This is a genomic window from Streptomyces sp. NRRL F-2664 (assembly GCF_000719345.1).
Lineage (GTDB): Bacteria > Actinomycetota > Actinomycetes > Streptomycetales > Streptomycetaceae > Streptomyces.
Genome location: NZ_JOFX01000270.1, coordinates 1 through 802, shown reverse-complemented (window position 1 = coordinate 802; position 802 = coordinate 1). Strand labels below are relative to the sequence as shown.

At 72.2% G+C, this 802-nt stretch carries 1 protein-coding gene; it reads right to left on the bottom strand.

Annotated features, from left to right (window positions below; all coding sequences use genetic code 11):
* On the bottom strand, nt 1-802 hold an 802-nt coding region (locus IF89_RS49255), incomplete at both ends, for an RHS repeat protein (protein ID WP_043194893.1).

The following is an 802-nucleotide window of genomic DNA, read 5'->3' as shown; positions in this document are numbered from 1 at the left end:
GCAGCCCGGTGTCCCCGTCGTAGGTATACGCGGTCGTGGAGACGGTGTCGCCGTCCTTGGCCTTGACGGCCGCTTCGGCAATCTGCCCGTGGGCGGTGTAGGTGTAGGCGGTGGTGTTGCCGAGCTGGTCGGTCTGGGAGACCAGGCGCCCTGCCGGATCGTAGGTGTTGGCCGTGCCGGTGCGGGTGTCGCCCTGGCCGGGATCGCCCTGGGTGAGGGTTTTAGCGGTCTGGCGTCCGGCGAGGTCGTGGGTGAGGGCTGCGGTGAACTCCTGCCCCGGATACACACCCGGTGCGGCCGGGTTCAGCACGGTGCTCTGCGGGATGCCGCCCGCCCCGTAGGAGGGGGTGGCGGTGACTTCGCCGCTGGTTGAGGTCAGGGTCCGGCCCAGCGCGTCAGCCCGGGCGGCAGATCCGGCGGCGGGGGTGCCGTCGGCGAAGACGACCCTCGCCGACATCGTCCGTGCCGCGGTGTCGGCGTCCTGCACCGAGAGGGCGCGGGCCTGGCTGAGGCCGGCATTCTGCTGGTCTGTGCCGAGGACGCCCTGGGTGACGGCTTCGGCGACGATGTCGGAGGCGGTCTTGACGGTGGTGCCGTCGGGGCCGGTCACACTGCTGGTGTGGCCCCACGGGTCGGTGGAGGCAACGGTTTTGCGGCCGGCCTGGTCGGTGGTGGTGACCTTGTACTGCGCCCACTGGGAGTAGTCGGCTGCGGCCAGCACCCGGGCGCCGTCGGCGTCGGGCTCTTTGGCGTAGGCGCCGTCGCGGTAGTTGTCCGCGGTCCGCAGGGGCCGGCCCAGCGC